This window comes from Microbacterium sp. ISL-103 (genome assembly GCF_018613995.1).
GTDB lineage: Bacteria > Actinomycetota > Actinomycetes > Actinomycetales > Microbacteriaceae > Microbacterium.
This window is the reverse complement of the sequence record NZ_JAGGPD010000517.1, coordinates 1-1,495: the sequence shown is the minus strand read 5'-3', so window position 1 is coordinate 1,495 and position 1,495 is coordinate 1. Positions and strand designations below refer to the sequence as shown.

Here is a 1,495-nt window from a genome sequence, read left to right as displayed (position 1 = left end):
GCGACCTCGCGCTCGATGAGGCCGCGAGTGCGACGCTGCTCGGGCGGATCAACGGCGCTCCAGTCAGTCCTCGCACCCTCACAGCAGTGATGGAGTGCACTGAGGGATGGGCCGCCGGTGTCGTGCTGACCGGTCTCGGTCTGCGCAATGAAGACGATCCGGAGCACTTCGCGAGTGAACTTCGCGGCACCGATCGCCTCATCTCCGAGTATCTCAGCGAACAGGCCCTGGCCCAGCAGCCGCCCGAGCGACGGTCGCTGCTGCTGCACCTGTCGGGCCTCGACCGGATGTCCGCGGAACTCGTCGAGTCGATCCTCTCCGTCGGCGACGCGACCTCGCTGTTCGAGGAGCTCGAGAGAGAGTCCATGTTCCTCGTCGCCCTCGATCGAAACCGGGAGTGGTTCCGCTTTCACCCGATGTTCCGAGAGCTCCTGCGCTACCGGTTGAAGGCCGAGCACCCCGGAGCGGCGACCGAGATCTGCACGGCCGCGGCCGATTGGCACCTCGCCCGGGGTGATGCGCCTTCAGCCATCGACTACCTCCTCGAGGCCGGATCGTGGGAGCGGGCGGCGACCGTCATCTCCGGACACGGCCGCGAGGTGCTCGAACGCAACGACACGGTGTCGGTCAGTCGGTGGCTCGATGCTTTGCCGGCAGAGTTCCGTGCGACCCGACCTGACGTCGAGATCCTCCGCGGGATGCTGCTGATGATGAACGGAGACGCGGCCCGAGCCGAGGACGTGCTGCGCGAACAGGCCGATCGGCCAACGCTCACACCGGGCCGTTCGGTGGTCATTCATACGTTCCTCGCCGCGCGGGCGCAGTTCCGGTCTGACCCCCGCATCGCACTGCAGGCTGCGGAGTCGGCTGCGGCACTGCTCAGCGAGCATCCCGATCTGCACCCGCCCGAGCTGCTGGGCCTCACGCACCCGCACCTGCTGCGCACGAGTTCGCTGACCTCGGCGGGCCGAGCGCTCTTCCTCTCGGGCGATCTCACCGCGGCGCGACGACGATTCGACGAGGCGCTCGCCGCGCCAGGGGGCCAGTACAGCCTGTATCGGATCCATCTTCTCGGCTCGCTCGCGCTGCTGGAAGCGTGGGCAGGACGGCTGCGCCGTGCCGCGGCGGTCTCCGAGGAGGCACTGGATCTCGCCGCCGAGACCGGCCTGCTCGCACATCCGTCGCCGGCGGACGCCTTCCTGGCGGCGGCACTCGCATCGCTCGAGCGAGCCACGCCGTCCTTCGCCGCGGTGTCCCTGCACGAGGGTGCGCTCCGCGCCGCCGCGAACCACCGCACTCAGCTCATGTGGATCGCGCACCTTGAGACGGTTCTCAGCGAGGGAGACGCCGTGGACCCGGTCGAGCGTCTGCCGTCGACCCCGCCTCCGATCGTCGCGGTGGCGCTCGAGGCCGAAGAGGCTCGCGCACTCCGCCTCGCGCATGCACCGAACGGCGGGTTGCGCCATCCGACCGCAGGACGCTGGTCTCCTCTGAC

Annotated in this window: 1 pseudogene; it reads left to right on the top strand. The window is 69.3% G+C overall.

Annotated features, from left to right (window positions below):
- Positions 1–86: 86 nt before the first annotated feature.
- A pseudogene (locus J7E68_RS16925) lies at positions 87–1,495 on the top strand (LuxR family transcriptional regulator); the annotation flags it as partial.